This is a genomic window from Stenotrophomonas sp. (assembly GCF_032066555.1).
Lineage (GTDB): Bacteria > Pseudomonadota > Gammaproteobacteria > Xanthomonadales > Xanthomonadaceae > Stenotrophomonas.
Genome location: NZ_DAMBKV010000002.1, coordinates 222,151 through 246,292 on the forward strand (window position 1 = coordinate 222,151; position 24,142 = coordinate 246,292).

Consider the following 24,142-nt stretch of genomic DNA (forward strand, 5'->3'; position numbering starts at 1 on the left):
TTTTTGTCTGACTGCAGTGACGACGAACAACCTGTTTGCTTTTTGTAGGAGCGGTGTAAGCCGCGAAGCAGAGATACCATCAGGTCGCACGTTTGCCAGCAGCTTCAGCAACATCAGCTTCGCGGCTTACGCCGCTCCTACAAAAGTGCGTCCTACGCGACGGCGCCTAGCAGCTTCTGTGCGATGGCCCGTTCTTCATCGCGCAGGGTCAGTACGCGTACGCCGGTCTCCGTCACCTCGACGGTATGTTCGCACTGCGCCGAAAGCTTTCCATCGCGTGTGGTCACGGTCCAACCATCATCGTGGTTGTCGATCGCCGCACGGCCCTGGTTGATCATCGGTTCGATGGTGAAGGTCATGCCGGCCTGCAGTTCCAGTCCGGCGCCACGATGCCCGTAATGCAGCACCTGCGGCTCTTCGTGCATTTCGCGTCCAATGCCGTGGCCGCAGTATTCCTTCACCACCGAATAGCCGGCGTCCTTGGCGTGGCGGTTGATCGCAAAGCCGATGTCGCCCAGGGTCGCACCAGGACGTACCGTGGCGATGCCCTTCCACATGGCTTCGTTGGTGACGCGCACCAGGCGTTTGGCTTGATGGCTTACCTCGCCGATCAGGTACATGCGGCTGGAATCGGCGATGTAACCGTTCTTCTCCAGGGTGATGTCCAGGTTGACGATGCTGCCATTGCGGAGGATGTCCTTCGATGACGGCACACCGTGGCAGACAACGGTATCGATGGAGCTGTTGAGCACATAGGCGAAGCCATACTGGCCCTTGCTGGCCGGGCGTGCCTGCAAACGGTCGACGATGAAGCGCTCGACCCAGTCGTTCACCTGCAGTGTGCTCATGCCTTCCAGTGACAGCTGGTTCAGTGCTTCGAATACTGATGCCAGAAGGCGCCCGGATTCGGCCATCAATACCAGTTCATGCGGTTGCTTGATCATGTCTCCGCCACCCGCATGCTTACGGGGCTTACCCCGGCAGCCGCGAGTTCGCGCGCCACCAGCTCCTGGAAACTCAGCTGCGGATTCAGTTCGCAGCGCATGCCGATCCTGATCCAGAACCCGGCCTGGGCGTTGATGGAGCGGCCAGACACGGTGCTGGCCTTGCGCAGGTTGTCGTGCAGTTCGTCGTCGATGTTCACGATGCCCATTGGTCGCTCCGTTGGTTGAATATATGATCCATATACGAATCATATTATTCTTGCGCTGGGCGGAACACAAGAAAGGCCGGGCGGTGGCGCCTGCCAAGCAAAGGAGGCGGGTAGTCGGCGATCGGCTGTAAAGGTCTGGACTGCTGCGCTGGCCTGCCGCCAGTTGAAGCTCCGGGGCGTTCAGGTTTTCTGTCAGGGCCGGGGTTGGAATGAGCAGGAGTGGTCGCTATAATCGCCGGCTTACCGCGCCATCCTGGCGACTGGGCAACATAGGAAAACACCACCATGGTCAAGATTCGACTGACCCGCGGCGGCGCCAAGAAGCGTCCGTTCTACCACATCATCGTTACCGACGTCCGTAGCGCCCGCGACGGCCGCAACATCGAGCGCGTCGGCTACTACAACCCGGTTGCCCAGGGCGCTGAACAGCGCGTTGTGCTGGACATCGCCGCTGTCGACAAGTGGGTTGCCAACGGCGCTCAGCTGACCGACAAGGTTCGCAACCTGTACAAGGAAGCGACCAAGGCCCAGGCCACCGCGGCCTGATCCTGGCGGGCCGCGCGCAAGCGCGGCCCGACTGCTATATGAAGAAAGATATCGAGCGCCGGATCCTGCTGGGCAGGGTTGCCGGCGTTTTTGGTGTGCGCGGCGAAATCAAGCTTGAGTCCTGGACCGAGCCCCGTTCCGCCATTTTCAAATACCAGCCGTGGATCCTGCGTACCCCCGCGGGGCAGGAGTCCGAGCTGACCGGCGTACGTGGCCGGGAGTCGGGCAAGACGCTGGTTGCAACCTTCCCGGGCGTGACCGACCGCGATGTGGCCGAGGCCATGCGCGGCACCGAGATTTACGTTGCCCGCAGCGCCTTGCCGGCGCCGAACGCGGACGAATACTACTGGGTGGATCTGGAAGGCCTGGACGTGCAGACCGTCGAGGGCGTCAAGCTGGGCCAGGTGTCGCACCTGTTCAATACCGGCTCCAATGACGTACTCGTCGTGCGCGGTGATCGCGAGCGGATGGTGCCGTTCGTGATGGAGGACTTCATCAAGTCGGTGGATTTTGACGCCAACCTGATCGTGGTTGATTGGGATCCGGAGTTCTGAAGCCGTGCGTGTAGATGTCATCAGCCTGTTCCCCGAGTTCCTTGCCCAATCGGCCGCGCTGGGCGTGGTTGGTCGCGCGCAGGAGCGGGGACTGCTGGAACTGCACGGCTGGAACCCGCGTGACTATGCCGAGGGCAATTACCGGCGGGTGGACGACCGTCCGTTCGGCGGTGGCCCGGGCATGGTGATGCTGATCGAGCCGCTGCGGGCGGCCCTGGCGGCGGCCCGAGCGGCCGATCCGACCCCGGCACCGCTGATCTACCTCAGCCCGCAGGGGCGACCGCTGGACCAGGCCAAGGTACGCGAGCTGGCGGCCTTGCCGCGGATGATCCTGCTCTGTGGCCGCTATGAAGGCGTGGACGAGCGCTTCCTGGCGGGCGAGGTGGACGAGGAGATTTCCATCGGTGACTACGTGCTGTCAGGCGGTGAGCTGGGTGCGGCGGTGATCATCGATGCGGTCACCCGTCTGCAGGACGGTGCCTTGAACGACGCTGAGTCTGCAGTCCAGGACAGTTTTGAAGGCGACGGTCTGCTCGATTGCCCGCACTACAGCCACCCGGCCAGCCATGCGCTGGGGGAGGTGCCGGACGTGCTGCGCTCCGGTAACCATGCCGCCATTGCCGCCTGGCGGCGCCAGCAGTCCCTGCTGCGCACCGCGTTGCGGCGCCCGGACCTGCTGGACGAGGCGGGCCTGAACAAGGCCGACCGCAAGCTGCTGGGCGAAGCCCGGCAAGCGCTTGCAGATTCGTTCAAGCAAGCTACTGGCGCCGGCGGCGGTCAGTAGGTTAGAATTGCGAGTTCCCGTCGGCTGAATGGCCTGATGTGGAGCCAGAACAATAACGTGCAGCGCAATCCGGCGACTGTATAAGCCTAAGCTGTCGATCAGACACGCCCACCCCGAACAATCGGTGTAACCCAATGAGCAAGCTGAACAAGTCCATCGTCGCGGAATTCGAATCCGCCCAGATCACCCGCGAACTGCCGAAGTTCAGCCAGGGCGACACCGTCGTGGTGAACGTGAAGGTCAAGGAAGGCAACCGTGAGCGCGTGCAGGCTTACGAAGGCGTCGTGATCGGCACCAAGAATGCTGGCCTGAACTCCGCTTTCACCGTGCGCAAGATCTCGCACGGCTACGGCGTCGAGCGCGTCTTCCAGACCCACAGCGCCATCATCGACTCGGTCGAAGTGAAGCGCCGCGGTAAGGTTCGCGCCGGTAAGCTGTACTACCTGCGTGGCCTGGAAGGCAAGGCTGCCCGCATCAAGGAAGACCTGGCTGCTGCCCAGCAGGCCAAGGCTGCTCGCCTGGCTGCCAAGGCCGCCGAGTAATCCCGCCAACAGGCCCCGCCTGTTTGCAGCAACGGCCACCTTCGGGTGGCCGTTTGCGTTTGTGGGCTTGGGTGGCGTGAAGGTGGGAAGTCGGGGAGGGCTTTGAGGCTCAGAAGTTCAGAAGCCTAGAAGCCTAGAAGCCTAGAAGCCTAGAAGCCTAGAAGCCTAGAAGCCCCCTCATCCGCCCTCCGGGCACCTTCTCCCGCAAGCGGGAGAAGGAACAGCTAGGGTTTCTTGGCGGCTGATGGCTGGCCGCTCAGAGCGCAAGCCGGGGAGTGGGTAGAACCTCAGTACACCGCAATGCCTGCCGTCCCTTCTCCCGCTTGCGGGAGAAGGTGCCCGGAGGGCGGATGAGGGCGTTTTTGATCCTTGCTCTGGCTTTCCGCCATATGGCCACTCAGCGGAAATGCGCCTCGATCTGCTCCAGCGTCTTGCCCTTGGTCTCCGGCAGCCAGAACGCGGCAATCAGGAAGAAGGCGAACGTACACGCCGCCCAGAACAGGAACATGCTGGCGTAGCCGTAGTGGCCAACCGTCGGCAGGAACACCGCCGCGATCGTGGTCGATACGAACTGGTTGATCAGCAGCGCGATGCTCATGCCGTTGGAGCGGATGCGGTTCGGCATCAACTCCGACAAGGCCAGCCAAACGCATACACCCGGGCCGACCGCGAAGAACGCCACGAATACCAGGATGCAGGCCGCCACTGCCCAGCCATGCGAAGCCGGCGGCACTGCGCCGATCCAGGCCTGCTCAATACGCAGCGGGGCATCGGCGGCCGCGCTCGGGTCCGGGAATGGATTCAGATGCAGGCTGCGGAAGAAACGCCCGATCACACTGTCAGCACGCACCGTACCGGAGCGCTCGATCAGCAACTGCTGATCACTGGGATTGTCGCTGCGCAGCGAGCGCACATCGCTAAAACCGCCATAGCTCCACGACACCGTCAGCTGCGAGGGTTGCCCGTCGCGATTGCGGGTGCCGGCGAGCTGGTGCCATTGCGCCGCATCCAGCTGCAACTGCAGGCCATCAGCCTGCACCGCGTGCTGCAATACCTGCTGCACATCGGCGCGGCCCTGTTCGGCCTTGAAGAACAGCATCGCTGCAGCCAGCAGCGCAAGACAGATGCCGCCACTGCCGATCATCAACAGGAACTTGCGGCCCTTGCGGTCCACCAGGAATAGCGCCACCAGGGTCATGATCACGTTGAGCAGCTTGATTGCCACGTCGGCGCCATTGGCTGCCGCACCCGGCAAACCAGCTTGATTGAGGATGTTGACGGCGTAGGCAAGGATCGAGTTGATGCCGGTGGCCTGGGTGAAAGCCAATACCAGGCAGGCCAGCACGAACGGCACCATGTAGCGGCGGCTGAAAAGCCGATCGCGCTCGCCTTCGGCTTTCGCGATGACTGGATTCTGGATCTGCGCCAGCGTGGCTTCCACCTGCGACGGCGGCAGGGTTGCCTGCAGGCCGCGACGTGCGGCATCGATGCGGCCGCGGCGCGCCAGCCAGCGCGGTGATTCATTGAGCCAGAACAGGCCGATGCAGAACACCACGCCCGGCAGCAGGCAGGTCCAGAAAATCGTACGCCAGGCCTGGTCCTTCACCGCGAACAGATGCTGTGCCTGCTGCACCAGTGGCAGGTTGCGCACCGACTCGGTCGCCGCATCCACCGAATGCGCCTGGTACAGACCAATCAAGGCGGCCAGCACCAATCCAACCGTCAGCAGCAGCTGGAACATCGCTGCGCCGCGACCGCGTCGTTCCGGTCCCAGCACTTCGGCCAGATACAGTGGCACTACCACGCCGATCAAACCACCGCTGATGCCTTGCAACAGGCGTCCAAGCAGCAGCGGTGTATAGCCGGAGGCCAGCGCCATGATCGGGATGCTGGCGGTGAACAGGAGGCCAGCGAGCATCATCGCGCCACGGCGGCCGATCAGGTCGGCGATCATGCCGGCGAACAGCGATGACAACACGCTGCCCAGCAGCACCGCGGCAACCACGAAGCCCATCTGCTGGCTGCTCAGCTGCCACGCATGGCTGGCGGTGGCTTCCAGATAGGGCAGGGCGCCGGCAATGATGCCGATGTCGATGCCGTACAGCAGGCCGCCAAGACCGGCGATGAAAAGGAGATAGCGCACGGGCCAACGCGGGGCGGCGTCGCTGGCGGGCACGGCAAAAGTGGTGTCGGTCATCGGCGCGTTCCTGGGGCAAGATTTTGTAGTGCCGAGCCAAGCTCGGCTCGCCGCGCGGATGCGCGGCGTGTTCCGGTGATACGGCTATTGGAACGGAAGGCTGCCGGGCATGGCTCGGCACTACATGGGGCGGGTCAGTTTGGGTCGACCGGGTGGCCGGCTATCCATACCTGCTGCAATTTCAATTGCGGGTCCAGCACCACCATGTCCGCGCGCAGGCCCGGCGCGATGCGGCCGCGGTCTTCCAGGCCCAGGTAATCGGCCTGGATGGTGGAAACACGTTGCGAGGCGTCGGCAAGGTCCAGGCCGACATCGACCAGATTGCGCAGTGCTTGATCCATGGTCAGTGCGCTGCCGGCGAGCGAGCCGGTCGAAAGCCGCACGCAGCCCATGCACTTGTGCACGCGCTGCTCGCCCAACGCGTATTCGCCATCGGGCATGCCGGTGGCGGCGGTCGCATCGGTGACCGCATACAGGCGCGGGATCGCGCGCACGGCCATGCGGATGGCACCGCGGTGCACATGCTGCAGATCGGGAATCAATTCGGCGTATTCGGCATGTGCCAAGGCGGCAGCAGCGATACCGGGCTTGTAGTGATCAACGCCGGTCATGCCGTTGAACAGATGGGTGAAGCCAACCGCACCAGCCTGCAATGCAGCGACCGCATCCTCGTACGTGCCGGCGCTATGGCCGATCTGCACGCGGATGCCCATCGCTGCCAAGGCTGGAATCAAGGCGGTGTGCTGGCCGATCTCCGGTGCAATCGTCAGCACCTTGATCGGGGCCAGTGCATGCAGGTGCTGCACCGACTCCAGCGTTGCTTCCAGCGTGCGTGGCGGCTGTGCGCCCAGCCGCTGCGGACTGATGAAGGGACCTTCCAGATGCACGCCGATGATCTGTGCGGCATCCACATCCGGCGTGGCCATCACCTGGGCGACACCGCGCAGGGCATTTTCGATCTCGCCGTACTCGGCGGTCATCGTGGTGCCGAGCAGGGTGGTGGTGCCGTAGCGGGCATGGGTGTGGGCGATGCGGCGGGCGACATCGCCGCCCTGCATCAGGTCCACACCCGCTGCGCCATGTACGTGCAGGTCGATGAAGCCGGGCAGGATGATCGGCAGATCGCCACCATTACCTGCGTGGTCTTCCACCTCCAGCGTGCGCAGCTGCTGGTCGAAGTGGACGTGGCCGCGGCGCCAGCCCAAGGGAGTGAGAATGCGGCCGAACAGGCTGCGGATAGCGGTCATAGCGGTGGCTCGGCGGTGATCACTTCGATGCCCTGGCGCTGCAGTCCCTCGCGGGTGGCATCGTCGATGCCGGTATCGGTGATGATGGCGTGGATCTGGTCGAGGCGGGCGATGCGGTGCAGGCTGACGCGGCCGAACTTGGAGGCGTCGGTCAGCACCACGATGCGGCGGGCGCGCTCGACCATGCGGTGATTGAGGCGGGCTTCTGCTTCGTCATGGGTAGTCAGGCCGAACTGCAGGTCCAGACCGTCCACGCCGAGGAACAAGGTGTCGAAGCTGTAGGAGGTAAGGCTGGCTTCGGCCTGGCTGCCCTGCAGCGACAGTGATTGCTTGCGCAGCAGGCCACCGGTCAGCAGGACGTTGACCGCCGGTGCGTTGGCCAGTTCCCAGGCGATGTTCAAACCATTGGTCATCACGGTGACATCGCGGTGGTCGCGCAGATGCCGGGCCAGGGTCATGGTGGTGGAGCCGGAGTCGATGATGATGTTGTCGCCGGGTTGCACCAGCTGCGCGGCGCGCATGCCGATGGATTCCTTCAGCGACAGGTTCAGCGCATCTTTCTCGTGGATGTCCTGTTCCTGCGGTGGCATGCGCACCAGGGTCGCGCCGCCATGGGTGCGCGTGGCCAGGCCCTGCGCCTCGAAGTGGCCCAGGTCGGTGCGGATGGTCACCGCCGACACACCGAACTGGTCAACCAGTTCGGCAACCTGCACCGAGCCCTGGTCGATCAGGCGTTGCAGGATCTGCTGTCGGCGGGGACGGGTATTGCGCATGGTCAGCTCTCGTGTGCGTTTGAAAGCGGAGATTAACCGTTCGCAAGGTTTTGGGTGCGCAAACTTTCGCTTTGCTTGCGCGTACCTGCCTGATTGGCGCTGCAGGCGCGCGCGTATTCGCCCAGACACTGGCCGACGCGATGCTGCACCAGGGCCGCAGGCGTGGCGGCCAGCTGGCCCTCGCGCACGGCCACGTACTGGCCCGGCAGGTATTGGCTGAGCAGCACCAGCGGCGGGGTGTGCTGTTCGAGGTTGGCGAACAGAGTCTGTACCGCCTGCAGCAGTTCCGGCTCGCCCCAGTAGTAGCGGCAGCGGTCACTGAAGGCGTAGGAGCGCAGCAGACGTAGCGTGGCTTCATCGCCGTGGTAATGCGCCTGCCAGTTCTTCGGCTTGGCCAGCATCACTTGTTCCAGCACCTGTGGCAGCTTCGAGCACTGCGCGGCGGGCAGCAGTTCGGCTTCGATCGCGGCGAGTGCGAACAGCGCTTCGCGGTAGGCAAACGTTGCCGCGGGGCCAACCTTGAGGATGGCGAAGTGATCGCGCACCAGCGCGTGCAGGCCGGATTCGCGCTGGTAGTCGGTGGAGTGCGCTTCGAACACGATGCGCGGCTGCTGTTCAAGGAAATCGGCCAGCTCGCTGGCAGCGGCGGCGTCGTATTCGTGCACGCTGCTGTGGTCGAAGTCCACGCCCGGCTGCACCACCATCGCGATCACGCGCTGCCACGCATCGCGCAGTTCCGGTGTGTCGAAGGCCTGCTGGTGGATGGCCAGGGTCTGCGCGGCCGCGGCCGGCGTGGTCACCGCCAGGCCGCCTGCCAGCGAGGCTTCGCCACCGGGGATCGGCACTTCGGTACCGATCACGTAGACCGGCGGCGGCAGGCCATTGGCCTTGGCGGTGGCTTCGGCAATGACCGCCAGCTCGGCCGAGCGCGCGGCGACAGCGGCATCGGGCAATGGGGTCGGGTCATCTGCGCAGGACATGCTGCAGTCCAGATGGATCTTGTGGAAACCGGCGGCGACATAGGCTTCGATCAATACGCGCGCATTGGCCATCGCTTCGGCGGCTGGCTGCTTCTGCCAGGCGTTGGGACCGAGATGGTCGCCGCCCAGGATCAGCTGCCCGCGCGGGAAGCCTTCTTCATCGGCGAGCGTTTCCACGTAGGCGCGGTACTGCGGCGGGGTCATGCCGGTGTAACCGCCGAACTGGTCGACCTGGTTGGAAGTGGCTTCGATCAGCAGCACGGTGCCGTGCTGCGCGGCCACGTGCATGGCCGCGCGCAACACCTGTTCGTTGCTGCAGCAGACGCTGTACAGGCCGACGTTGTGGCCTTGGCGATGAGAGGCAAGCAGGGATTGCAGCGGTGACATGGTCAAGCTCCGGGAATCAGGTAAGCGGGTTGGCAGGCGAGCAGGGCGGCACCACGGGCACCGCCGGCATCGCCGAAGCGTGGTGGCACGATGGGCGGCACTTCCACGCCGTTGAACAGATGTGCGGCGATGGCCGCAGGCAGCTGCTGGTACAGGGGCGCGTATTGCGACAGGCCGCCACCGAGAACGATGACGTGCGGGTCCAGCGCGAGAATCAGCGCGGCGAAACTGTGGCCGAGCAGGTCGCGGTGGATGTCCAGCGCCTGCATGGCGCGGATGTCGCCGGCCTCGGCCTGCGTGATGACCTCGCTGGCGTTGGCCGCAGTGCCGCCAAGATGGCGTTCGATCATGGCCACGCCGCTGCCGGAGACATAGCGCTCCACGCAACCGCGCAGGCCGCAGCCACAATCCAGCAGCGGCAGGCCATGCCGTTGCAGCAGGTTGGCTGGCACGCTCCAGTGGCCCCATTCGCCGGCCAGGCCGTTGAAGCCGCCGACCAGTTTGCCGTGCAGGCAGTAACCGCCGCCGGCACCGGTGCCGAGGATGGCGCCGAACATGCTGGCGTAACCGTCAGCCGCGCCGCCATGTGCTTCGGACAATGCAAAGCACTGCAGGTCGTTGCCGAAGTGCAGCGGCCGCTGCAGGCGCGCCTGCAGGTCTGCGCTGACACATTGGCCGGTCAGTGCCGGTACGTTGGCACTGAGCTGGCGGCCACTGCGCCGCTCGCGCACGCCGGGCAGGGCGATGCCGATGGCCTGCGCGCGTTGGCCGAGTTGGGCATCGGCATCGGTAACCAGCGTTTCCACCGCCTGCAGGAAGCCGTTGTAGTCGCCCTGCGGGGTGGCGATGCGTTTGCGCCACGCGACCTGCAGGGCGGCATCGCAGGCCACCAGTTCAATCTTGGTACCGCCAATGTCGATGCCGTAACAGGCCGGGGCGCGGGTATCAGCCATGGTGGATGGTGACGCCCTTGACCACGCGGTTGACGGTGCCGTCCGGGAACGGATTGTCCGGGGTCAGGCCGAGTGCGGCCGAGCGCTGCAGTGCGTAGAGCTGCGCGAACGGCAGCCACACCGGCGCCAGCCAGCTGTCGGGCAGGGCAGGCACGGCCAAGGTGTAATCGTCATGGATGCCCAGGTCCGAATGCGGGCCGATCGACAATACCTTGCCCGCAACGCCATCACCGCGCAGTTCTTCCAGCAGATCCTGCTCGTAGCGACGCGACAGCGGTTCGGCGCTGCGCAGCACGACGACCAGGGTTTCATCATTGAGCGTGGACTTGGGACCGTGGCGGAAACCCAACGGGGTATTGGCCAATGCCAGCACGCGGCCGGCCGTGAGCTCCAATACCTTCAGCGCAGCCTCGCGAGCCAGCGCTTCCAGCGGACCACTGGCCAGATAGATAACGCGGTTGTACGGCTGCGCAGCGAGTGCGGCGACTGCTGCATCCCAGTTGGCCAGGCCCTGGCGCGCGAGTGCGGCAACCTGCTGCAGGCGCTGCACACGCTCGGCCCACGGCGCGCTGTCGAACACGGACAGCGCGGCCAGCAGCATGCAGCTCAGGCTGCTGGTCATGGCGAAGGCGCGGTCGCAGCTGGCGGCCGGCATCAGCAGCGTGCAGGTGTCGTCGCGGCCGGCGCCACGACGGGCCAGTTCGCCTTCGGCATTGCAGGTGATGTCGAGGAAGCGGGCATCGTCGACGTCGGCGCGGACGCGGTCGACGGCGGCCACGCTTTCCGGGCTGGAGCCGCTGCGGCCGAACGACACCAGCAGGGTCGGGCGGTCACGCTGCAGGTAGAGCGCCGGGTGGGTGAGCAGGCTGGTGGTGTGCACGGCGCGCACTTCGGCCGGCCACTGCGCGTTGATGGTGTCGGTCACCATCTCGGCAATGAAACCCGAGCTGCCGGCACCGGTGAAGATCACCCGTTGGCGCGGGTCGGACAGGCGCTGCCCAAGGAAATCCTGCAGGCGCGTGCTGGCCTGTTGCAGATCCAGGGCAAGGGTCTCCCACAGCGCGGGCTGCTGGGCGATTTCGGTAGCGGTATCGGCTCCGCCCAGGCGCTGCCAGGCGGTCAGATCGTGAAGCAGGGTGGCATCCATGTGTGATTCCTGATTGGCCAGCGCACCATCTTTCTTTTCTTTCGAAATGTCAAATACCGAAAGCAAAACGAAAGAAATAATTTGATTAGACTTTATTCTCTTGAGAATCGTCCGAAGCGAAAGGTTTCCCGGGAAACCCTTTCGCAGCAATGAATACGCTCAGCTTGATGATGTGAAAGTTGCTGCTCCGCACCATCTTTCGATTGTAAGAAATCTTACTTATCTTTTGCTTTCATTTTGTTGACATCTTTCGATTTCCTGCCCTAGAGTCGGCGCACTCGGTTTCGAAACGCCCGTTGAACGGGTTGGAGGCAAGGTGGAACATTGCGTTCGTCAATCGCCGCTGTTGCTGGCGCTGCTTTCGGCCTTGTTGTTGCCGGCAGTGACCGCACAGGCCGAGCCCATCGGCAATCTGCGCTCCGTCACCGCCAGCGATGGCCGCGACGGCGTGCGTGCCTGGGACGTACGCAGTGACAATGGCAGCACCCTGCGCATCGAGGTGTTGGCCAACGACATCGTGCATGTGCAGGCTGGCCGCAACGGCAAGCTGACCGGCGCTGGTGACAAGGCCGCGCCCATCGTGTTGCCGCAGCCCGTGCAGCCGGTACAGGCGCAGCTGGAAGAAGACGCGCAGGAAATCCGCGTGCGTACCCCGGCGCTGGTCCTGCATGTGCAGCGCCAGCCCCTGCAGCTGCGGCTGGAGCGTCTGGACGGCGGCAAGCCGGTATCGCTATGGCAGGAACAGCAGCCGCTGGACCTGTCCGCCGAGCAGAGCGTGCAGGTGCTGTCCTCGCAGGCCGATGAAGCCTTCTACGGCGGCGGCCAGCAGAACGGCCGTTTCCAGTTCAAGGGCCGCGAACTTGAAGTTTCCTATTCCGGTGGCTGGGAGGAGGGCGACCGCCCGAGCCCGGCACCGATGCTGCTCAGCTCACGCGGCTGGGGCATGTTGCGCAATACCTGGAGCGACGGCAGCTATGACCTGCGCCAGCCGGACCAGGCCACGCTGCTGCACCGCGAGGACCGCTTCGACGCCTATTACTTCGTCGGCAATGATCTGCAGCGGCTGCTGGAACGCTACACCCAGCTGACCGGCCGGCCGAACATGGTCGCGCGCTGGGCGCTGTCCTACGGCGACGCCGACTGCTACAACGACGGCGACAACATCAAGAAGCCCGGCAGCGTGCCCGAAGGCTGGAGCGATGGCCCCACCGGCACCACCATCGACGTGGTCAACAGCGTCGCTGCCAAGTACCGCGAGAACGACATGCCGGGCGGCTGGATCCTGCCCAATGACGGTTACGGCTGCGGCTACAAACAGCTGCCGGAGACCGTACAGGGCCTGGCCAAGTACGGCTTCAAGACCGGCCTGTGGACCGAGAATGGCGTCGACAAGATCGCATGGGAAGTCGGCAAGGCCGGCACCCGCGTGCAGAAGCTGGACGTGGCCTGGACCGGGCAGGGCTATCAGTTCGCGATGGATGCCAACCGCCAGGCGTTTGACGGCATCCTCAATAATTCCGACTCGCGCCCCTTCCTGTGGACGGTGATGGGTTGGGCCGGCATCCAGCGCTATGCGGTTGCATGGACCGGTGACCAGAGCAGCAGCTGGGACTACATCCGCTGGCATGTGCCCACTCTGGTGGGTTCCGGCCTGTCGGGCATGGCCTATGCCAGCGGCGACGTCGATGCGATCTTCGGCGGCAGCGCCGAGACCTTCACCCGCGACCTGCAGTGGAAGACCTTCACGCCGGTGTTGATGGGCATGTCCGGTTGGTCGTCGAACGCGCGCAAGCACCCCTGGGCTTTCGACGAGCCCTACCGCTCGATCAACCGCGACTACCTCAAGCTGAAAATGCGTCTGACCCCGTATATGTACGGGCTGGTGCACGATGCTGCGCAGAGCGGTGCGCCGCCGGTGCGCGGGCTGATGTGGGACAACCCGCAGGACCCGCACGCGCAGGAGGAAACCTACAAATACCAGTTCCTGCTCGGCCGTGATCTGCTGGTTGCGCCGGTGTACCGCAGCCAAGCCGCGAGCCGTGGCTGGCGCCGCGACATCCATCTGCCGGCCGGCGGCTGGTACGACTATTGGGACGGCCGCCATCTACAGGCCGGTGCCGCAGGCAGGCAGCTGGACCGTCCGGTCGAACTGGCGACGCTGCCGGTATTCGTGCGTGCCGGTGCGATCCTGCCGATGTACCCGGAGATGCTGTTCGACGGCGAGAAGCCGTTGGATGAAGTGACCTTCGATCTGTACCCGCAGGGCGAATCCAGCTACACCTTGTACGAAGACGATGGCAGCACCCGCCGCTACCAGAAGGGCGAGTCGAGCACGCAGCAGATCCGCGTGCAGGCACCGGCGCAGGGCAGTGGCCCGGTGCAGGTCGAGATAGCGCCGGTGCAGGGCGAGTATCAAGGTCAGTTGGCACAGCGCCGTTACGGCCTGCGCGTGTTGAATCGCAGCGCACCGACTGCCGTGCAACTGGATGGTCGTACGTTGCCCAAGCTTGCTGACGCGGCCGCACTGCAGGCAGCCAGCGAAGGCTGGTACTTCGATGGCAAGGAACGCAAGGGCACGCTGCATGTGCGTACCGCCAGCCAGGACATCCGCACGCCGTTGAAATTGCAGCTGGATTTCCCGGTTGCCGCCGCGCTGGCTGATGACGTTTTCCCGAATGCGCCGGAGCTCGGCCGCGCGCTGCCGTCCGACAGTCTGCTGGTGGTCAATCGTCCGGCCGAAGAGCCCGGCCATCCGCTGGAAAATGCCTTCGACGATGATCCGGCGACGTGGTTCCGCAGCGTGCGCAACCAGGCCATCCGCACTGGCGCCCATGAGTGGGTGGTGGGCTTTGGCGAGCGCAAGCTGATCGACGGCATCGAGCTGGCACCGCGCAACGACCAGCACTGGAAGCATGGTCAGGTGCGTGATTACGAAATCTACATGGCCGACAGCAATGGTGAGTGGGGCAAGCCGATTGCTACGGGTCACCTGCAGCTGAAGCAGGAACTGCAGCGCATCGACTTCCCTGCCCATGCCGGCCGCCTGTTGCGCTTCCGCGTGCTCAGCGTGCAGAACCCCGACGGTGACGGCGCAAGTGGTGCCGATCCGATGGTGACCGCAGCGCAGGGCAGCACCGCGCGTGCGGTGGATGCACTGCAGCCGCGCGATGTTGGCCCGATTGCACTGTCCACCTTCCATATCCTCGAGCAGCAAACGGCCGAGCGGCCGGCGCGGCAGCAATACCTCTCCCAGCTGCCGCTGCCGGCCGTATTGGCCACCCAGGTGCATGCCGATCGTTCGTTCGCTGCGGCCGTGCCGATGCGCATGAACGGCCTGCAGTTCCGCCGCGGTCTCGGCGTCGGTGCGCAAAGCCGCATCGACATGAACTTGAAGGGGCAGTGGAAAACGCTACGTGCCGACCTGGGCGTCGATGACCAATGCCGTCAAGCCGGTGGTCTGCAGTTCCAGGTCTGGGGCGATGACCGCCTGCTCTATGACAGCGGTTTTGTGAAAGCACCGGGCGTGGTTAAGCCCGAGCTCGACATCCGCGGTCTGTCCAGATTGAGTCTGCGCACCTTGGGTGCGCAGGGTAGCCAACCGTCCCAGGTCTGCGCCAACTGGGCCAATGCCGTACTGATAGGCGAGGAGGGCGATTCCGCCGACATCCTCGCGCCATGACCCACCCGTAACACCGCTCCTCCCACCGGATTACCCCCGGCTACGGTCCAAGAACCGTGGCATGGGATCGCTTTGCCCGCCAACTGCTGTTTTTTTTGCGTGCCCTTGCCAGGAGAGAACCCCGATGTTGCCAGCCAACCGCAGTGCCAAACGCTGTTTGCAAGCTCCACTATCGTTGGCTGTCGCCAGCGTGTTGTTCGCCATCGCCGCACCTGCCTTCGCGCAGGACAAGGCTGAAAAGGAAAAGGACAAGACCACCGAGTTGTCCCGCATCGAGGTCACCGGTTCCAACATCCGCCGCACCGATGTGGAAACCGCCTCGCCGGTGCAGGTGATCAGCAAGCAGGACATCGAAAACATGGGCGCGCGCACGCTGTTGCAGGTGCTCGACAATCTGCCAGCGGCACGACCGGGCCAGGTTGATTCCAAGTCCTTGTTCACCGGTTCCGACGGCGCTTCACAGGCCAACCTGCGCGGCCTCGGCGCACAGGGCACGCTGGTGCTGTTGAATGGCCGCCGCCTGTCGTACTACGGCGCACCGGCTGGCTTCCAGACCCAGTTCGTCAACATCGATGCCATTCCTGCCGCCGTCATCGAGCGCATGGAAGTGCTGACCGACGGCGCCTCGGCCGTATACGGCACCGACGCGGTGGCCGGCGTCATCAACGTCATCACCAAGAGCAGCTACCAGGGCCTGGAAGTCAGCGGTACCTGGGATACCGCTTCGCGCTTTGATTCCTTCGGTGAAAAGCAGGCCAGTGTCACCGGCGGTTTCGGCGACATGGCCGAGGATGGCTACAACGTCTATGCCAGCGTCAACCTGTATGAGCGCGACGGTATTCCGGACAGCGAGTGGTACCTGAAGCACCCGGGCCAGTTCTACGTCAACAGTCCGGACTACATCAAGAACCTGCGGCTGGACACCGGCAGTGCGCCGGGCGTGTTCAACCCCGGCTATTACTACGCCATCGATCCGGTCACCGGCGTGCGCAAGGACGAGGCTGCACCGGGCTGCAACAACGTGCTGCAGGTCAGCAGTGGCACCCGTTGCATCTGGCAGACCTGGATGAACCGGCAGATCAACGGCGGCGCGGACTCCAAGCGCGTCACTGCCTACGTCAATGGTCATTACCAGCTCAATGACAGCACCGAGGCATTCGCCGAAGTCACCTATACCGACATCGACCTGCACGCCAATGGCGGCACCCCACGCGCGTATGGCACCACCACCGGCAATCCGCAGAGCTGGTTCTCGCGCAACACCGGCAATACGGTCAACCAGTTCCTGACCCCGTGGCTTGGCCCGAACAACGAATACAACCACGCCAGCCCGGAGTTGAAGGCGATGAATGGCGGTGTGGTCGGTTTGGGTTACCTGCTGCAGGACGTCGGCGGTGGCCACTTCGGTCAGCGCAATACCGACGACAGCTACCGTGTGGTGGCAGGCCTGCGTGGTGCTGCCGGCGACTGGAACTGGGAAACCGCGTTCGCCACCGCCGGCTCGCACTCGGTCACCTACCAGACCACCAACGTCAACCTAAAGGGCTTCGAGAAAGCCTTCGGTCCGTACACCATCGATCCGGGTACCGGTCGCGTCATCATTTCCGATCATCCGGCCTACAAGTTCGGTGAGATCAGTGAAGCCAACGCGGCGCTGATCCGCGAAGCCTTCCCGACCTTCGACATCGAGTCGTGGACGCGCCTGCACACCCTGGACGGCAAGATCGAAGGCCCGCTGTTCAACATGCCGGCCGGCGAAGTGCGTGCGGCCTTCGGCTTCAATGCCACCCGCGAAACCTTCTACACGCCGGGCAACCCGGATGCCGCCAACGGCCTGATCACCCAGCAGGGCGGCTCGTGGTTCGACGGCAAGCGCAACACCTACGCGCTGTTCTCCGAAGCCGTGGTGCCGCTCACCGAGAAGCTCGAAATGGACCTGGCACTGCGCCTGGACAAGTACCCGGGCTTCAGCGCCAATGCCGCGCCGAAGATCGGCCTGAAGTACCAGGCCCTGCCGCAGCTGATGCTGCGTGGTACCTATTCGGAAGGCTTCCGTGCACCCAGTCTGGCCGAGGCCGGCAGCGGTGGCGTGTATGCGCAGATCGGTGGTTACCGCGATGAAGTCCGTTGCGCCGAAACCAATGCAATTGCCGGCCTGCTGCGGCAGTCCAACCGCGTCGTGGACAAGGATCTGGGCAACAGCCTGTGGAACAGCGATTGCAGCCGCAACGTGGCGCGCATGACCCAGCCCAACCAGGACCTGAAGCCGGAGAAGGCGAAGATCGCCACGCTGGGCGTCGTGCTGGAGCCGACCGATTGGCTGTCGGTGTCGGCGGATTACTGGTTCGTGTACCGTCGCGATGAAATCGTCGCGCCGGACTACAGCAAGGAAGAAGACATCGATTCGATGACGCGCTTCCCGATCACCGAGTCCGACAAGTCCAACCTCGCTGCACTGGCTGCGATGTGCAGCGACCCTGCCAGCGGAGTGACCTGTCCGGGCACCTTGCCGGGCTACAGCATCGGCAACGTGGCCAGCGTGATCGGCCAGTACAGCAACCGTGGCCGCACCCTGATCGACGGCTTCGACGTCGATCTGCGCAGCCGCTTCGACCTGGGTGAATGGGGCCGCCTGAACATTGGCGTGGCAGCTACCATCGCCAATCGCAACATGTACAACTCCGACAACGGTGACGGCTGGTACTACGGCAACCTGGTTGGCTACTACAACAACCCGAAGGTGCGCGCCACGTTCAATACCAACTGGACCTATGGCAACTGGGACACCGGCTTCTACGTGAACTATGTCGGTGGCACCAAGTGGGCCTATGACCGCATCGACGCGCAGGACAACAACGCCCAGACCTGCACCGGCAGCTTCCTCGACCTGGCCCCGGGCCATTGCGGCGGCGCACCGGCCTGGTGGACTGCAAACCTGAGCGTGAACTGGCGTCCGATCGAGAAGCTGAGCGTCGGCGTGACCGTCAAGAACCTGTTCAACCGCCTGCCGTTCTATGACCCGAACGACTGGATGAACTTCTCCGGCTATGCCAACAACTTTGGTCGCATCTACAGCGTGACCGCCACCTACAAGTTCTGATCCACCGCAACAGCGCTTCCCCCTCATGCATTGCATGAGGGGGAAGACAGTGACACCGTCAGCATGGTCGCGGCACGCCTGCCATGACCGGCACGACCCCTGAAAGAGGAAACACAATGAAGCGTAGGGAATTCATCATGGCCAGCGCGGCCCTTGCCGCCACCAGCCTGCTGCCGAACACGCCGGCTTGGGCACGTGGCCGCAAGGTGCGTCTGGGTGTGATCGGCACCGGCATGCGCGGTCTGGTATTGCTGAAGGAACTGGTACGCCGCGACGACGTCGAAGTGGTTGCCCTGTGCGACATCGAACCGATCATGCTCGGCCGCGCCATGGACATGGTGGCCAAGGCCGGCAAGCCGGCACCGCAGGCCTATGGCGCCGACCGTGACCAGAATGCCTGGATGCGCCTGCTGGAGCAGCGCGGCCTGGACGGCGTGATCATCGCCACCCCGTGGGAGCTGCATGCACCGATGGCGATCGCGGCGATGCAGGCCAAGGTCGCGGTGGGCTGCGAAGTGGTTGCCGGCATCACCCTGCAGGACCATTGGGATGTGCTCAATACCCAGCTCAGCACCGGCACCCCGTACATGCTGCTGGAGAACGTCTGCTACCGCCGTGACGTGATGGCCGCGCTGCAGATGGTGCGTCAGGGCCTGTTCGGCGAACTGGTGCACCTGCAGGGTGGCTATCAGCACGACCTGCGCGGGGTGAAGTTCAACGACGGCACGCCGGAGCATCCCTACGACAGCGGCGTCGAGTTCGGCGCCAAGGGCTGGTCGGAAGCACGCTGGCGCACCGAGCACTCGGTACAGCGCAATGGCGAGCTGTATCCCAGCCACGGCATCGGCCCCTGCGCGATGTATACCGGCATCAACCGTGGCAACCGTTTCACCCATATCAATGCCTTCGCCAGCAAGGCGCGTGGCCTGCATGAGTACACCGTGGCCAAGAGCGGTGGCACTACGCATCCGAGCACCAAGGTCAAGTTCAAGCTCGGCGATATCGTCACCACCACGCTGGCCTGCGAGAACGGCGAGACCATCCTGCTGCAGCACGACACCTCCTTGCCGCGCCCGTATTCGATGGGCTTCCGTGTGCAGGGCACCAAGGGCCTGTGGATGGACGTCAACCACGGTATCCACATCGAAGGCCGCAGCCCGCCGCACCAGTGGGAAGAGTTCAAGACCTACCAGGACCAGTATGAGCACCCGCTGTGGAAACAGCATGCCGATACCGCCGCCAGCGCCGGCCACGGTGGCATGGACTGGTTCGTGATCCATGCCTTCGTCGAGGCACTGAAGGCCAAGGCGCCGATGCCAATCGATATCTATGACGCGGTGACCTGGAGCGCGATCACCCCATTGTCCGAGCAGTCGATTGCCAACAGCTTCCAGACCCTGGAGTTCCCGGACTTCACCAAGGGCCTGTGGCAGCAGCGCAAGCCGATCTTCGCCTTCGACGGCAGTTATTGATCAGTCGTGTTTCTGCCCCCTCCCTTGCGCCGAAGGCGTAGGGGAGGGTTGGGGAGGGGTTGAGCTTTCAGGCCCTTCCAGCAATGCCAGCTTCGCGGCTTACGCCGCTCCCACAGCTCCCACAGCGCTGTCTAGCGTTCCAATTCCACGTCCGGATCCGCCACCGGCGATGGCGGCGTAGCCGGCACTTCCGCTGGGGTGGCCTGCGCCGGCTTGTCCAGGATGGTTGCCTTGCGCCAATTGCCCCAGCGGTAATAGGCCATGATCATCAGCATCGAGCACAACGCACTGACCGGGAAGCTCCACCAGATCGCATCGGCACCAAAGCGCGGCTGCAGCCACAGCGCGAACGGCACGCGGATGCCCCACATACCGATTGCCAGGATCAACAGCGGCGGCAGCACCGCGCCGGTGGAGCGGACCACGCCGGACAGCACGAAGTTGACCCCGAAGAACAGGAACGACCACACCGCGATGTGGTTCAGGTGGCGACCGATCTCCAGCGCCTCGCTGGCGGCTGGCAGGAACAACGCCAATGTGCTGCGATCAAACAGGATGATCGGCGCGATCAAGGCACCGGTCAGCAGGAAGTTGAACAGCACACCGGTACGCGCGGTGGCTTCCACCCGTGGCCAGAGGCCGGCGCCGACGTTCTGTGCGGCCATCGTCGAGCAGGCCGCACCAATGGCCATGGCCGGCATCTGCACATAGGTCCACAACTGCATCGCGGCGCCATAGGCCGAGGCGGTTTCCACCCCGTAGCCATTGACCATGCTGATCATCATGATCATCGCCAGCGAGATCAGGATCATCTGCAGGCCCATCGGCACGCCCTTGACCACCAGCGCTTTGAGGATGACGGTGTCGATCTTCAACAGGCCGATGTCCTTGCGGCCCAGCCACAGCATGTGTCGCTTGTTGCGCAGGTAAAGCATCAGGCCGGCCAGCGCCAGGCCCTGCGAGAAGAAGGTGGCCCACGCTGCACCGGCAATGCCGAGTTCCGGGAACGGACCGACGCCGAAGATCAGCAATGGGTTGAAGGCGATATCCATCAGCACCGCCAACAGCAGGAAGCGGAACGGCGTGCGCGCGTCGCCGGCACCGCGCAGGGCGGCGGTAATGAAGGCGAACGCGTACAGCAGCGGCATCGCCAGGAAGATCACCTTCAAATAGGCATCGGCCATCGGCAGTGATTCGGCGGGTGTACCCATCGCCAGCAGCAGGCGGTGCGACAGGAACCAGCCCAGCACCGCGATCACCGCAGACAGACTGATGAAGAAGGTGGCGCTGGTGCCCATTACCCGCCGCGCCTGCGGTAGGTCCTTGGCACCGATGGACTGGCCGATCAGGATGGTCGCGGCCATGCCGATACCGAACACCGAGCCGATCAGGAAGAACATGATGTTGTTGGCGTTGGCCGTGGCGGTCAGCGCTGCCTCGCCGAGGAACTTGCCGACCCAGATGGCATTGACCGACCCGTTCAGCGACTGTGCGATGTTGCCAGCCAGAATCGGGAGCGCGAACATGAGCAGGCTGGTGCCGATCGGGCCTTCGGTCAGCGAGCGGGTTTGCTTGGTTTTCGACATGGACAACGTTGTCGGGATCGGGGCAGGCACACTAGCATCTTGCAGGTGAGGGTGCCGGCGTCAGGTATCAACGGTAGGTCGCTTACACAGGAGTGATGGCAACGCGATGAGTGGTGAAGTCGTAGCGGTAGCAAGCATTCGTCTTGATGTATGGCTGTGGGCGGCACGTTTCTTCAAGACCCGCAGCCTGGCCAAACAGGCGGTGGAGACCGGCAAGGTGGATGTGGATGGTCAACGCCCCAAGTCGTCCCGCGCCATACGTGTGGGCGATGCGCTGCGGGTGCAGCGTGGCGATGAGATCTTCGAGATCGCGGTACGCGGGCTCAGCGACAAACGCGGCTCGGCGCCGGTAGCGCAGGCCATGTACGAAGAGTCGGCAGCTTCGAAACAGGTACGTCACGAACTGCACCTTCGCCGCGCCGCTGAACGCACCGGCTACCAGGCCCCGGAGCACAAGCCCGACAAGCGCGCCCGCCGCCTGATCCGCGCCCTGGGCGACCTCGATGCCCTCTGACCCAAGCGATTAACCTGTAGTGCCGAGCCATGCTCGGCAGGGGCGTTACCGGTAAAGCCAACCCTGTAGTGCCGAGCCATGCTCGGCATTGGGCTCTACCAGTGAAGCCTCTGCCGAGCATGGCTCGGCACTACAGAAACAAAAACGCCACCTTGCGGTGGCGTTTTCAATCAATCTTCATCAGCTCAACGCTTGCCGCTACCCAGCAAGCCGCTGCCCAGCTTGATCAGGTCGCTGACGCCGAACTGGCCGTCGCCATCCTGGTCCATCACGCTGCCCAGCAGGCCTCCGCCGATACCGCCGGCCTGCGTCACCTGCTGCTTCTCCTGCCCTAGGATCTGCGCCAGCCCACCGGCACTGGCCTGGCCGCCACTGCTCATGCGCTGGGCGATATAAGCCATCACGATCGGGGCGAGGATCTTCAGCAACTGGCTGGAGCTGCTCGGGCTCAGGCCCGTGGCTTGGGCCAGGCCGGTTTCAGCGCGGTCCTGGTTGCCACCGAAAATGTGGCCGAGGATGCCTGCGCCGTTGGCGGCCGGGCTGTTGCCGCCGCCCATCACCGCACCCAGCACGCTGCCGATGTCCAGGCCGCTGTGGTTGTTCTGCAGCGCGCCGAACAGCGCTTCGGCGCCCTGTGGCTTGGCTGCGTTGTTGCCCAGCGCACCCATCAGCAGCGGCAGCGCGGCGCTGATGGCGCCCGACGCCTGCTGGCTGTCGATGCCCAGCTGCTGGGAAACCTGCTGCAGCGGTGCGCCTTGCAGCTGGGAGAGAAGGTCGTCGGTCAGGCTCATCGGGAGATCCTTGAATGGGTGGGTTGCCGAGCGGCATGGTAACCCCCGCAAGGGGGCGTAGGTGAAGGGGGCAATGACGTGTTGGTATGTGGGCAGAAACAGCACCGCCCGCGCAGGGCGGGCGGTGCTGTTTCGTCGTTGGATCAGTGAATCGGGCTTACAGCTCGATGTCCTCGGCGCCCGGGGTGGCGGTCGGGAAATCGCTGCCCGGGTGCGGCGGCGGTGCGAACGGATCGGCCGGGACGGTTGCCGCGGCCAGCTTCTGCAGCGCAGCGGCGATACCGGCACCATAGGCCGGGTCGGCCTTGTTGCAGTTGTCGATGTGGCGCTGCTTGATGAAGTCCGGGGCATCACCCAGGGCGCGGGCGGTGTTCTCGAACAGGCGCTGCTTCTGCTCGGCGTTGTAGCTGCGGAACAGTGCGCCCGGCTGGCTGAAGTAGTCGTTGTCGTCTTCGCGGAAGTTCCAGAAGTCGGCATCGCCACGGATCTTCAAGGCCGGTTCGCGATACTGCGGTTGCTCCTGCCATTGGCCATAGCTGTTGGGTTCGTAGTGCGGCAGGCCGCCGTAGTTGCCGTCTACGCGCATGGCGCCATCGCGGTGGTTGCTGAAGACCGGGCAGCGGGCGGCGTTGACCGGGATCTGGTGGTGGTTCACGCCCAGGCGGTAGCGCTGTGCGTCGGTGTAAGCGAACAGACGCGCCTGCAACATCTTGTCCGGCGACGGGCCGATGCCCGGTACCAGGTTGCTCGGTGCGAATGCCGACTGCTCCACGTCCATGTACCAGTTGACCGGATTGCGGTTGAGCTCGAACTCACCGACTTCGATCAACGGGTAATCGCTCTTCGGCCAGACCTTGGTCAGGTCGAACGGATGGATGCGGTAGGTCTCTGCCTCCAGCTCCGGCATGACCTGCACGAACAGCTTCCACTTCGGGAACTCGCCGCGCTCGATTGCCTGGAACAGGTCACGGCCGTGGCTTTCGCGGTCCTTGCCGACCAGCACTTCGGCCTGCGCATCGGTCAGCGCCTGCACACCCTGCTGGGTGACGAAGTGGAACTTCACCCAGAAGCGCTCGCCGCCTTCATTGGTGAAGCTGTAGGTGTGCGAACCGAAACCGTTCATGTGGCGGAAGCTGCGCGGGATGCCGCGGTCGCTCATCACCACCGTGACCTGCATCAGCGCTTCCGGCAGCAGGGTCCAGAAGTCCCAGTTGTTGCGGGCGCTGCGCAGATTGGTGTGCGGGTCGCGCTTGACCGCCTTGTTGAGGTCGCCGAACTTGCGCGGGTCACGCAGGAAGAACACCGGCGTGTTGTTGCCTACCAGGTCCCAGTTGCCTTCCTCGGTGTAGAACTTCAGCGCGAAGCCACGGATGTCGCGCTCGGCATCGGCCGCGCCACGCTCACCGGCCACGGTGGTGAAGCGGGCGAACATCTCGGTCTGCTTGCCTACGGCCGAGAAGAGCTTGGCGCGGGTGTACTTGCTGATGTCATGGGTGACGGTGAAGGTGCCGAATGCGCCCGAGCCCTTGGCATGCATGCGACGTTCGGGAATGATTTCGCGGTTGAGGTTGGCCAGCTTCTCCAGCAGCCACACGTCTTCCATCAGCAGCGGGCCACGCGGGCCGGCGGTCTTGCTGTTCTGGTTGTCCACCACCGGTGCACCAAAGGCGGTGGTCATGGGTGTTACCGGCGCGTCGCCATGCTTCTGTGCAGGCGTGGTGCTGGTATCGCGCTGCG

At 64.2% G+C, this 24,142-nt stretch carries 19 protein-coding genes; 8 read left to right on the forward strand and 11 right to left on the reverse strand.

What is annotated here, in order from left to right; genetic code table 11:
* Positions 1 to 152: 152 nt before the first annotated feature.
* Both map and RT131_RS04260 read right to left on the reverse strand, forming a co-directional pair.
* On the reverse strand, positions 153 to 944 hold the full coding sequence (gene map, locus RT131_RS04255) for a type I methionyl aminopeptidase (RefSeq protein ID WP_313170566.1): 792 nt from the start codon (positions 942 to 944) through the stop codon (positions 153 to 155).
* Positions 941 to 1,153, reverse strand: a complete 213-nt coding sequence (locus RT131_RS04260) for a ParD-like family protein (RefSeq protein ID WP_313170568.1) — start codon at positions 1,151 to 1,153, stop codon at positions 941 to 943. Before RT131_RS04260 ends, map begins: the two co-directional genes overlap by 4 nt.
* A 285-nt stretch (positions 1,154 to 1,438) precedes the next feature.
* Between RT131_RS04260 and rpsP the strand changes: the two genes are divergently transcribed.
* From rpsP to rplS, 4 genes are all read left to right on the forward strand, one after another.
* On the forward strand, positions 1,439 to 1,699 hold the full coding sequence (rpsP, locus tag RT131_RS04265; RefSeq protein WP_232149769.1) for a 30S ribosomal protein S16: 261 nt from the start codon (positions 1,439 to 1,441) through the stop codon (positions 1,697 to 1,699).
* A 38-nt stretch (positions 1,700 to 1,737) separates the two neighbouring features.
* On the forward strand, positions 1,738 to 2,253 hold the full coding sequence (rimM, locus tag RT131_RS04270; protein WP_313170573.1) for a ribosome maturation factor RimM: 516 nt from the start codon (positions 1,738 to 1,740) through the stop codon (positions 2,251 to 2,253).
* A 4-nt stretch (positions 2,254 to 2,257) separates the two neighbouring features.
* Positions 2,258 to 3,037 carry a tRNA (guanosine(37)-N1)-methyltransferase TrmD gene (trmD, locus tag RT131_RS04275; RefSeq protein WP_313170575.1) on the forward strand — a complete coding sequence of 260 codons (780 nt, stop codon included), beginning with the start codon at positions 2,258 to 2,260 and terminating at the stop codon, positions 3,035 to 3,037.
* A gap of 134 nt (positions 3,038 to 3,171) precedes the next feature.
* Positions 3,172 to 3,579: a 50S ribosomal protein L19 gene (rplS, locus tag RT131_RS04280; RefSeq protein WP_293716960.1), complete on the forward strand. Its 408-nt coding sequence runs from the start codon at positions 3,172 to 3,174 to the stop codon at positions 3,577 to 3,579.
* Positions 3,580 to 3,976: 397 nt separating this feature from the next.
* Here rplS and RT131_RS04285 read toward each other — a convergent pair whose 3' ends face one another.
* The 6 genes from RT131_RS04285 to RT131_RS04310 form a co-directional block, all read right to left on the reverse strand.
* Positions 3,977 to 5,776, reverse strand: a complete 1,800-nt coding sequence (locus tag RT131_RS04285; protein ID WP_313170577.1) for an MFS transporter — start codon at positions 5,774 to 5,776, stop codon at positions 3,977 to 3,979.
* A gap of 134 nt (positions 5,777 to 5,910) precedes the next feature.
* Positions 5,911 to 7,023, reverse strand: coding sequence for an N-acetylglucosamine-6-phosphate deacetylase (gene nagA / locus RT131_RS04290; protein ID WP_313170579.1), 1,113 nt, complete (start codon positions 7,021 to 7,023; stop codon positions 5,911 to 5,913).
* Positions 7,020 to 7,802, reverse strand: a complete 783-nt coding sequence (locus tag RT131_RS04295) for a DeoR family transcriptional regulator (RefSeq protein ID WP_282270845.1) — start codon at positions 7,800 to 7,802, stop codon at positions 7,020 to 7,022. The genes nagA and RT131_RS04295 overlap by 4 nt, the downstream gene beginning before the upstream one ends.
* Positions 7,803 to 7,828: 26 nt before the next feature.
* Entirely contained in the window at positions 7,829 to 9,163 is a 1,335-nt protein-coding gene (locus RT131_RS04300) for a D-tagatose-bisphosphate aldolase, class II, non-catalytic subunit (RefSeq protein ID WP_313170581.1), read from the reverse strand.
* A 2-nt stretch (positions 9,164 to 9,165) separates the two neighbouring features.
* Complete coding sequence (locus RT131_RS04305) at positions 9,166 to 10,116, reverse strand: ROK family protein (protein WP_313170583.1); 951 nt, start codon at positions 10,114 to 10,116, stop codon at positions 9,166 to 9,168.
* On the reverse strand, positions 10,109 to 11,263 hold the full coding sequence (locus tag RT131_RS04310) for an SIS domain-containing protein (protein WP_313170585.1): 1,155 nt from the start codon (positions 11,261 to 11,263) through the stop codon (positions 10,109 to 10,111). The genes RT131_RS04305 and RT131_RS04310 overlap by 8 nt, the downstream gene beginning before the upstream one ends.
* Before the next feature lie 316 nt (positions 11,264 to 11,579).
* Here RT131_RS04310 and RT131_RS04315 point away from each other — a divergent pair, with 316 nt between their 5' ends.
* The 3 genes from RT131_RS04315 (at position 11,580) to RT131_RS04325 (ending at position 19,514) form a co-directional block, all read left to right on the forward strand.
* Entirely contained in the window at positions 11,580 to 14,942 is a 3,363-nt protein-coding gene (locus RT131_RS04315; protein ID WP_313170587.1) for a TIM-barrel domain-containing protein, read from the forward strand.
* Positions 14,943 to 15,066: 124 nt separating this feature from the next.
* The gene (locus RT131_RS04320; RefSeq protein WP_313170589.1) at positions 15,067 to 18,042 is read left to right on the forward strand and encodes a TonB-dependent receptor; all 2,976 of its coding nucleotides are present in this window, start codon (positions 15,067 to 15,069) and stop codon (positions 18,040 to 18,042) included.
* A gap of 116 nt (positions 18,043 to 18,158) precedes the next feature.
* Complete coding sequence (locus RT131_RS04325; protein ID WP_313170590.1) at positions 18,159 to 19,514, forward strand: Gfo/Idh/MocA family oxidoreductase; 1,356 nt, start codon at positions 18,159 to 18,161, stop codon at positions 19,512 to 19,514.
* Between the two features lie 131 nt (positions 19,515 to 19,645).
* On the opposite strand, the gene RT131_RS04330 is transcribed toward RT131_RS04325, so the two are convergent.
* Entirely contained in the window at positions 19,646 to 21,100 is a 1,455-nt protein-coding gene (locus tag RT131_RS04330; RefSeq protein ID WP_313170592.1) for an MATE family efflux transporter, read from the reverse strand.
* Positions 21,101 to 21,206: 106 nt separating this feature from the next.
* Between RT131_RS04330 and RT131_RS04335 the strand changes: the two genes are divergently transcribed.
* Positions 21,207 to 21,614: a S4 domain-containing protein gene (locus RT131_RS04335; protein ID WP_313170594.1), complete on the forward strand. Its 408-nt coding sequence runs from the start codon at positions 21,207 to 21,209 to the stop codon at positions 21,612 to 21,614.
* Between the two features lie 185 nt (positions 21,615 to 21,799).
* Here RT131_RS04335 and RT131_RS04340 read toward each other — a convergent pair whose 3' ends face one another.
* Entirely contained in the window at positions 21,800 to 22,405 is a 606-nt protein-coding gene (locus RT131_RS04340) for a DUF937 domain-containing protein (protein ID WP_313170596.1), read from the reverse strand.
* A gap of 157 nt (positions 22,406 to 22,562) precedes the next feature.
* Complete coding sequence (locus tag RT131_RS04345; protein WP_313170772.1) at positions 22,563 to 24,083, reverse strand: catalase; 1,521 nt, start codon at positions 24,081 to 24,083, stop codon at positions 22,563 to 22,565.
* Positions 24,084 to 24,142: the final 59 nt, after the last annotated feature.

Bases quoted from the DNA above. Each gene is read 5' to 3' on its own strand.
- map (WP_313170566.1), bottom strand. From the start codon at position 944: ATGATCAAGCAACCGCATGAACTGGTATTGATGGCCGAATCCGGGCGC.
- RT131_RS04260 (WP_313170568.1), bottom strand. From the start codon at position 1,153: ATGGGCATCGTGAACATCGACGACGAACTGCACGACAACCTGCGCAAG.
- rpsP (WP_232149769.1), top strand. From the start codon at position 1,439: ATGGTCAAGATTCGACTGACCCGCGGCGGCGCCAAGAAGCGTCCGTTC.
- rimM (WP_313170573.1), top strand. From the start codon at position 1,738: ATGAAGAAAGATATCGAGCGCCGGATCCTGCTGGGCAGGGTTGCCGGC.
- rplS (WP_293716960.1), top strand. From the start codon at position 3,172: ATGAGCAAGCTGAACAAGTCCATCGTCGCGGAATTCGAATCCGCCCAG.
- RT131_RS04285 (WP_313170577.1), bottom strand. From the start codon at position 5,776: ATGACCGACACCACTTTTGCCGTGCCCGCCAGCGACGCCGCCCCGCGT.
- nagA (WP_313170579.1), bottom strand. From the start codon at position 7,023: ATGACCGCTATCCGCAGCCTGTTCGGCCGCATTCTCACTCCCTTGGGC.
- RT131_RS04300 (WP_313170581.1), bottom strand. From the start codon at position 9,163: ATGTCACCGCTGCAATCCCTGCTTGCCTCTCATCGCCAAGGCCACAAC.
- RT131_RS04305 (WP_313170583.1), bottom strand. From the start codon at position 10,116: ATGGCTGATACCCGCGCCCCGGCCTGTTACGGCATCGACATTGGCGGT.
- RT131_RS04310 (WP_313170585.1), bottom strand. From the start codon at position 11,263: ATGGATGCCACCCTGCTTCACGATCTGACCGCCTGGCAGCGCCTGGGC.
- RT131_RS04320 (WP_313170589.1), top strand. From the start codon at position 15,067: ATGTTGCCAGCCAACCGCAGTGCCAAACGCTGTTTGCAAGCTCCACTA.
- RT131_RS04325 (WP_313170590.1), top strand. From the start codon at position 18,159: ATGAAGCGTAGGGAATTCATCATGGCCAGCGCGGCCCTTGCCGCCACC.
- RT131_RS04330 (WP_313170592.1), bottom strand. From the start codon at position 21,100: ATGTCGAAAACCAAGCAAACCCGCTCGCTGACCGAAGGCCCGATCGGC.
- RT131_RS04335 (WP_313170594.1), top strand. From the start codon at position 21,207: ATGAGTGGTGAAGTCGTAGCGGTAGCAAGCATTCGTCTTGATGTATGG.
- RT131_RS04340 (WP_313170596.1), bottom strand. From the start codon at position 22,405: ATGAGCCTGACCGACGACCTTCTCTCCCAGCTGCAAGGCGCACCGCTG.
- RT131_RS04345 (WP_313170772.1), bottom strand. From the start codon at position 24,083: ATGACCACCGCCTTTGGTGCACCGGTGGTGGACAACCAGAACAGCAAG.